Origin of the sequence: Geofilum rubicundum JCM 15548 (assembly GCF_000974365.1) — a bacterium.
GTDB lineage: Bacteria > Bacteroidota > Bacteroidia > Bacteroidales > Marinilabiliaceae > Geofilum > Geofilum rubicundum.
The window spans coordinates 1-7386 of the sequence record NZ_BAZW01000096.1 but is presented as its reverse complement, the minus strand read 5'-3'; the positions used below and the strand labels follow the sequence as shown (position 1 = coordinate 7386).

The 7386-nt window shown below is 45.5% G+C and carries 5 protein-coding genes; all 5 read left to right on the top strand.

The features are described from left to right. Positions 1 to 985 (top strand): phage baseplate assembly protein V (locus JCM15548_RS22040; RefSeq protein WP_227626056.1); only part of this gene is annotated, 985 nt, incomplete at its 5' end. A gap of 35 nt (positions 986 to 1020) precedes the next feature. Next, a complete protein-coding gene (locus JCM15548_RS21305) occupies positions 1021 to 1740 on the top strand; it encodes a PAAR domain-containing protein (protein ID WP_083985270.1) in 720 nt (239 codons plus the stop codon). Next, positions 1733 to 5011 (top strand): hypothetical protein, encoded by a 3279-nt coding sequence (locus tag JCM15548_RS19575; protein WP_062128800.1) that lies wholly within the window; start codon positions 1733 to 1735, stop codon positions 5009 to 5011. Before JCM15548_RS21305 ends, JCM15548_RS19575 begins: the two co-directional genes overlap by 8 nt. Positions 5012 to 5022: 11 nt before the next feature. After that, positions 5023 to 6273: a hypothetical protein gene (locus tag JCM15548_RS19570; RefSeq protein ID WP_062128798.1), complete on the top strand. Its 1251-nt coding sequence runs from the start codon at positions 5023 to 5025 to the stop codon at positions 6271 to 6273. Positions 6274 to 6504: 231 nt separating this feature from the next. After that, positions 6505 to 7209: a type II toxin-antitoxin system antitoxin SocA domain-containing protein gene (locus JCM15548_RS19565; protein WP_062128796.1), complete on the top strand. Its 705-nt coding sequence runs from the start codon at positions 6505 to 6507 to the stop codon at positions 7207 to 7209. Positions 7210 to 7386 lie beyond the last annotated feature (177 nt).

Sequence of the window (7386 nt, the reverse complement as noted above, 5' to 3'; positions counted from 1 at the left end):
CTCCGTGTTTGAAGGCCAAAGCAACACCTGCGGCATCCGTCTGGGCGAGATGGTCAGCACCCGTCTGCCCGAATCCCTGCAGCAAGATGTGGGGCCCGATCTGGGGCGCTACCGCGTGCTCGAAATTACCCACACGGTGGACGACAAAGGCTTGTACGCCAACACCTTTAAAGGTGTGGCCGGTGCCACCGAGACCTTGCCACTGCCCGAAAACGTCACGCCGCCCACCGCCTTTCCCGAACTGGCAACGGTCATTGACAACGCCGACCCCGAAAACCTCGGTCGCGTGCGCGTGCGCTTCCTCTGGCAAAACAGCGATCAAAACAGCAACTGGATACGGGTGCAAACACCCGATGCCGGCACCAGTGGCGTCATTGAAAAGAACCGCGGACTGTTCTTCATTCCTGAAATCGACGACCAGGTCATGGTCGCCTTCGAGCAGGGCGACCCCGCACGCCCCTACGTCGCCGGCAGCCTCTTCCACCAAGGCAACAGCGGCGGCATGGCGCCCGACAACAACCTCAAATCCATCACCACCCGCAGCGGCCACACCATCGAGTTCGACGACACCGACGGCGCTGAAAAGATCAACATCCGCGACAATGGCGGCTCCGTCATCACCTTTGACACCAAAGAAAAATCCCTCCTCATCCAATCGGTGGAGAACATCGACATCAGCGCCAAAAACATCCGGCTCTCCGCTCAGGAAAAGGTCTCCATTGGCGCCCAACAAAACGTCGAAATAGCCGCCGAAGCCGACGTCAACACCCTGGCCAAAGGCAATGTGACCACCCAAAGTGACGGGGATACCACGCTTGCTGCCAAAGGGGCACTCACTGCCGAAGCCACCGCTGATGCCACCATCAAAGGACAAAATGTGACCATCGAAGGAAAAGTGGCCGCCGACCTGATTGGCATGCAGACCTCGGTGCAGGGACAAATGACCGCCGTGCAAGGCGCCAGCGGCAAAGTAGAAGTGATGTAATTAACCCAAAACCAATCACCCTAACAGATACCATTATGGCAGGAAAACCAGTCGCCACAATCGGCAGCATGCATGTTTGTCCGATGATCAGCGGAACCGTCCCCCATGTAGGTGGACCAGTAACGGGTCCCGGAGCCCCCAATGTTTTAATCAACGGCCAACCCGTCGCCCTGATGGGCGATATGTGCGTATGCGCCGGAGGTCCCGACACCATCGCCCAGGGCGAGCCCGGCGTCCTCATCAACGGCACCCCCGTAGCCACCATGGGCAGCATGACCGCCCACGGCGGCAGCCTCGTGATGGGGGAGCCCAACGTGTTCATCTCCACCGCCACGCCCCAAAAAAAGGCCACCCTGCCCATCCACCGCATCCCCTTTCCAAAAATCACCCTGCTCGACCACGTCGGTGCCGCCATAAAGAGGAAATCGGCCGACCTGAAACAAGCCCGGGAGAACCAGAAGCAATTGAAGGAAGCAGCAGAAGAAGGGGAGGAGGATGCCCCGGTTAAAATTACCAACGTCCGGCTGGTTGATGCGCAACGACGTAGGAAAAGAGCTGTGAAACTGGGCGAAAAGGCCTTTGTTTTGGCCACCGTCCATAATGCCAAAGATGGTGAAACGGCCACCATCGTATTGCGGCATGACTCCCTTGAAGGAGAAGAAATGGTGACCCTTCAGGGGGAAGTGAAAGACGGGGAAGTTCTGGTTGAATGGCATGCCGACAGTAATTATTATAAAGCGGACGGCCATGAGTAATAACAGCCATATTTTTCAGCGGGATTTTGTGATTGAAGTAGAAGTCCCAGGCGCCGAAAAAGCAACATCAGTTGACCAGCACGTTTTTGATGGTGTACGCATTTTTCCGCTCCGTTTCGGTCTCTTTGATGTGCATAGAGAAAGTGAACTAAGCTTTATTTCAAACGCTTCAAAAAAGTGTCATGGTCTGACAGAAGTAGAAGGCTTGCCAAAATTCGGACCTGAAACTAAGAAGAACCCGAAAACGATAACACCTGACCAAACCAATGTCGCGGTTGCGAGCTCAACCGCTGTCAAGCCCCCTGCGGTTAGACCGTTCTTACCCAGATCAAGAGGTGTTCAGTCACCCGAATCCTTTGAGTACCATTATTATCCTTTCCCACTGAATGAAGGCTACCTGTATATAACGAGCAAGCTTTCAGAGGGGGTTTATGAGTTTGATTATTTGTGGAATAGCGGCATGGTCTTTTCCCGGTTTATTTCAGAGAAAGAATCTGCAGATCACCATGCCAAAAACGGATTTTGTTTTTATGCCCATATACAAGACGAATTAAGATTGTTTTACTCACCGACTCCCCTTCCGGCCTCCATGGTGTTAGAGGAGTTGTATAGAAACGTACATCCCCAGCAAACAAAAATTGATTGTAGACAATGGAGAAGCCATGGGGAAGGGAAAACGGATCTTAAAAAAGGCATTCTTGAAGATGTGGATGCATGGGTGGCTTTACCGCCCAACAGCGATAAACGCATTAACAGGGACACTCAGAAGTTCATTTATGAAAGCTATTTTTCCTATACCATTCAAAACAATGAGGCGGCCAGCAATGACTGCACCACCAGAGATGTTTTTGTCCTGTTAAACGATCCTTTAGGCTTGGTAACACAGGTCAATGAGGATTTAACCAATGCGCATTTGGCACACGAGGCATTGGTTCGATCCATTCGTACCGGGATAAATCCTGAAGAAATCGTTCGTATATTAAAAGCCCATGAAGATGGAGGCTCCCTATCAGATCAGGAGCTGGTTCAGAAAATCAACCTCAACCCGGATCATCGAAACAACTTAGATCAAATATTTTACATCCACTCACTTGCCAGTGGATTGTACAGAGCCATTTTCGATGACAACCATAAATTTCCCAAAGCTGAAAAGGCGGAAGACAATATCGACAGAGAGCGGTTGATAAAAGTGCTGGCCGTTTATGAAAGAAGTGAATTTCATAAAAAGATTGAAGGACATAGGTACGCCCTGAAAACGGCCTTAGCGTCTGATTTTTTTCAGTCCTTTTGTGCCTTCTTCCATCAAGCAAAAGAACCTGATAATCCTTTAGAGAAAAGGATGTTTTGGGACTCACTGATAGAAGTCAAGGCCTGCGTTGGAACAGTTTATGCGAATATGGCCCAGCGCCCTTTTGACAAGGATGAAATATTGAATCTTTCAACGGCGTATGGAGATACGCAGCAATACGCTTCCGATGATCCCGGATACATCGCCATTAAAGCTTTAAATAATGAGGAAAATGAAGCTGGCAAACTCATCAACCGGGTGATAAAGTTGGAAGACTATTTGGATAGCAATTATGGAAAGAAAACTGCCGGGAAAAAACCACCGGAGGAAGAAATAAACATCAACGCATCGCTTATAGGTAAATATATAACTACCACACATCAGGTTTTAACCGCCATAACCAAAGTGGGATTCACCCCGCTTGAGATTAAGTTTTGTAAAACCGTTAATACCGAATTGGGGCGTGCTGTCATTCCCCTTACTCAGAACGAAGTGGTTGAACGACTCAACAAAATTGCGGGACAGCAGGGAGGAATGCGATATGAAGCAGTGGCCGGCACCTGGAAACGTACCATTGAAGGCGAAAAAGGAACCGTCACCATCGATATCCGGCGTGCACGGATTTCAAAATTAGAGCGCGTCGCACATGCGGTAGCTACCAATCCCCTGTTTACGCTTGTCATCGACCTGCTGGCCATCAAGGGAGCAACAAATATTACCAAAGCGCACCCCATTCGCAATACACTGGATGTGGCCGCATTGGTTGTTACCGTACAGAACACTTATGCCAAGTACAGCCAATTGGTGGCCGCCACAAAACCATCACTGGTGCATACAGGGACCAGGGCCTTGCGCATTTCGTGGGGGACAGCCGGAGCCTATATTGGGGTGGCCATTGATGTGGTAGATGGTGTGGAAACCTGGAGCGAACGAGATTACGATGCCATGTCCTGCAGCATTGTGAGTGCTTCGGCCGGCTTATCCAGTCTGGCCATCGCTGCCTTCTACGCCAAGGCATCCTGGGCTGGTTGGGCAGGGTTGTCACTGGCCACCATTGCTATCGGTACAAAGTTTTTATATGCCCATTTTAAAGATACCCCATTCGAAGGCTTTGTTAAGAAGACCATGTTTTACGATTGGTTCAGGTATAAGTTGAAAGATAAATGTTATGACAATTTGTTTATTTTGGGCTCTGAGGATTCCAGAAGGGACTCGCTGGAAGCCATGACCAACAAAGACGAGTTGTATATGGACGTTAGTTACTTGCTGGAAGCTTTCATTTACCTACATAGCTGCTTGTTTAATTTTGAACCCCAGCTTTCCTTTATAAAAAAATCTGTGCCCGTATGCAACATGCATGGAAAACTTATTGGCCATCGGCCGGTCATAATCGAAATAATGTTGAATGTTAGCAGCGACCTGTCCTTGCTGGCGGCTGATATTCAGGAAGTAGAAATGGAATGTTATTTTGTAAAAGACCAGCTTGACCTTTGGTTGGGCCATCAGGCGGAGCCAACGCCGCTCTTCAAAAATAAGGGCTACCAGCCGCTGTTTGTTTCGCGGGATGTGGCCCACAAATTGAACAATTACTTAGCATTGACCAATGATGAAAGGGCCTATTTGAATGAACGGCAAAGGTACAGTGGTATTGAAGAAGCAGAGCTTAAGAACAGTCGATTTAAATTTTGCTATCGAAAAAAGCTGGGAGAAGTGACCAGTTTTGAAGGAAAAAGTCTGGAGTTTGAAGGCACAGAGCCCATCGCAGCGGAACATGGGGAGGATAACCATTATTTTGTGCTGATGGTTAAAATGAAAACTTCGGATGGGCACTTCATTCCGATGCCACACAGCACCACAAAGGAAGAAAGGTGGCTGTGCTATACCTATGCATCCACGCTGGCCGGACGAGCAAACAAAGCCGAATTGGCTTTTAAAGAGAGTGGGATTTATACCAAAAATACATTCTGGAAGAAAACCATTTAAACCCATAATTAATGAAACTAAGCAAATCTGCCAGAATTTCGCTGGCCATAACAACCGGAATACTAACATTGGTGGTCAACGTAATGCTTTTTATAGGGGCTTTTTTTGTTAATGATACGTTGGAGCCATTACTTGAGAGGCCTGGTAGTGAGAAAATTAGACGAGCGATTGAGAATGAAGATAGTTCTGAATTAATAAGAGAATTAGTGGTCAAACGTAGCCAAATCGAAGAAAGAGAACTCACGATTTTCGAGAAAACCTTCCTGGGTTTACTGCAAGGATCAGCCTTTATTCTTGCCATTTTGGTGCTGCCGCTGGGTTTCGCTTTGGTGTTTAAAATAGCACCTTCCAAGGATTTGTTTTACAAAGGCATTCACTCACGGGTGTTTCGGTTGGATAAGCACCTCTTGTCTGAAGCAGAGAATCCCGGAATCTATAAGTTTCATCGGGTGGATGATGCGTATTTCATTTTTAGTAAGCCCAAACTTCGTAGAAAGCTTATCAGGACTTTTATTCTTTGGACCATTATTACAACCGTAGCGTTTATCGCCCTTTACGATCCTCAAACAGTGGAAATACTAGGTTTACCTGTCGCCGCACTGTTAATAACCCTGGCCATATTTTTAAGAATGGTATTACCGGCACCCCGTTTGGTTTTTGATCGTTTAAAAGGACAAGTCATTCTTAAAGGTAACATTGTCAATCCCGGATTCACCGCCGATTTTGGTGAAATATCTCCATCCATGATGTACGGCGAATTAATGGCCATTGCTCATCCTCTGTTTTCCTATGGAATTATTGCTTACGGCGGTTACAACCAGGGAACCTGGAGTTTTTACACGCAATACATGGATAAAAACCGGCCACTGCCATTGGGAACCGCACTGGACGATTATCGCGAAAAGGATTATGAGCGTAGGCAGCGAAGCGGTTTTAAAGCCCCCCTGTATCCCTCAGCGCTGTATATCTGTGATGCCAATAGCGGATATATTAATGGAACCACCGCCTTTAAAAAGGAGATAAAAACATTTAAACTTAAAATTGAAGATGCCCATAGCAAAGTACTACAATATATGGAGAAAGACGACCACCTCATTATGGAACCCTATAAACTGTGCTTTTTGGGCTTGTACCGCGATTTTATGGTATTTCAGTTTATAGATGAGCCAGAATATAAGGACTTGCAGGTGTTTGATGATGAAAAAGCGCTAAAGGGCTGTTATTTAATTCATAAAAAGACCCAGCAGATAGAAGTACATTAAGAAACAAAATCATTTACTAAACTCATTTTAATATAGTGCCTACAACTATAAAATGGCTTAATTGGTTAAAAAATACAATATTCCAACTATAAAATTGATTTATTTGAAAATACTTCATATCTTTAACTTGAATTGGATATATATGGCATCAAAACAAGAAGTTGAGGTTTACTTAAAGGAACTAAAGGTGAAAATGAAAATTTTTGGCATATCCATTTAAATAAAACACACATGAACAGTCCCTTTACAGGTAAAGAAATGACCATTGTAAAAGAATGGCGAACCATGAGTTTTCGCAAAGATAAATTCGAGGTGTTGTTTCATTCGTATAAATGTGAAGATACAGGGGAGCAGTTTGAGGATGAAGCATTTGCTCAATTGAATTTTAACCAGTTGATAAATCAATACAGGGTAAAATACAGTATTCCGTTTTCTGAACAGATTATTGCAATTCGTGAAAAGTATAATTTGTCGGCAGCGAAAATGTCTGAAATATTGGGGTTCGGCATCAATGGATATCGCCAATATGAAGGTGGCGAAGTGCCTAATCAATCAAATGCGAAATTAATTCAATTAGCCGAAGATCCTCATGAATTCAAGAAACTTGTTAATTATTGCACAACACTTGACCAAAAGGTTAGAGATAAAACTTGTAGAATAATTGATAACTTATTGGAAGAGCAAAAGAAGAATAAGTTTGAAAAACAACTGGAGGAATATTTTTTTGGTGCTTGTCTCCCAAATGCGTTAACAGGTTATAGAACGCCTGATTTAAGGAAATTCTCCGAAATGGTAGTGTTTTTTGCTGAGAAACTTCAACCCTGGAAAACTAAATTGAATAAACTATTGTTCTATGCTGATTTTATGATGCACAAGCAAACGGGATTTTCAATGAGTGGTATACAGTATCGAGCCTTACCAATGGGACCTGTATAATACTCCCCATATTTTGGACAGCAAGTTAAGTTGAAAAACTATAACTTTAAAACCGATATGGGAAGAAGTAGAACAACACATTCAGCGGCTTAAAGCCAAAGCTAGCTTTGGCTGCGCTCCAGGAGCGTGAGACTTTAGCCAGAACTTTCAAAGCAGATTTTGAAAGTTCACCCAACC

Excerpts from the sequence above, each read along its gene's own strand:
- JCM15548_RS21305 (WP_083985270.1), top strand. The coding sequence starts at position 1,021 with ATGGCAGGAAAACCAGTCGCCACAATCGGCAGCATGCATGTTTGTCCG.
- JCM15548_RS19575 (WP_062128800.1), top strand. The coding sequence starts at position 1,733 with ATGAGTAATAACAGCCATATTTTTCAGCGGGATTTTGTGATTGAAGTA.
- JCM15548_RS19570 (WP_062128798.1), top strand. The coding sequence starts at position 5,023 with ATGAAACTAAGCAAATCTGCCAGAATTTCGCTGGCCATAACAACCGGA.
- JCM15548_RS19565 (WP_062128796.1), top strand. The coding sequence starts at position 6,505 with ATGAACAGTCCCTTTACAGGTAAAGAAATGACCATTGTAAAAGAATGG.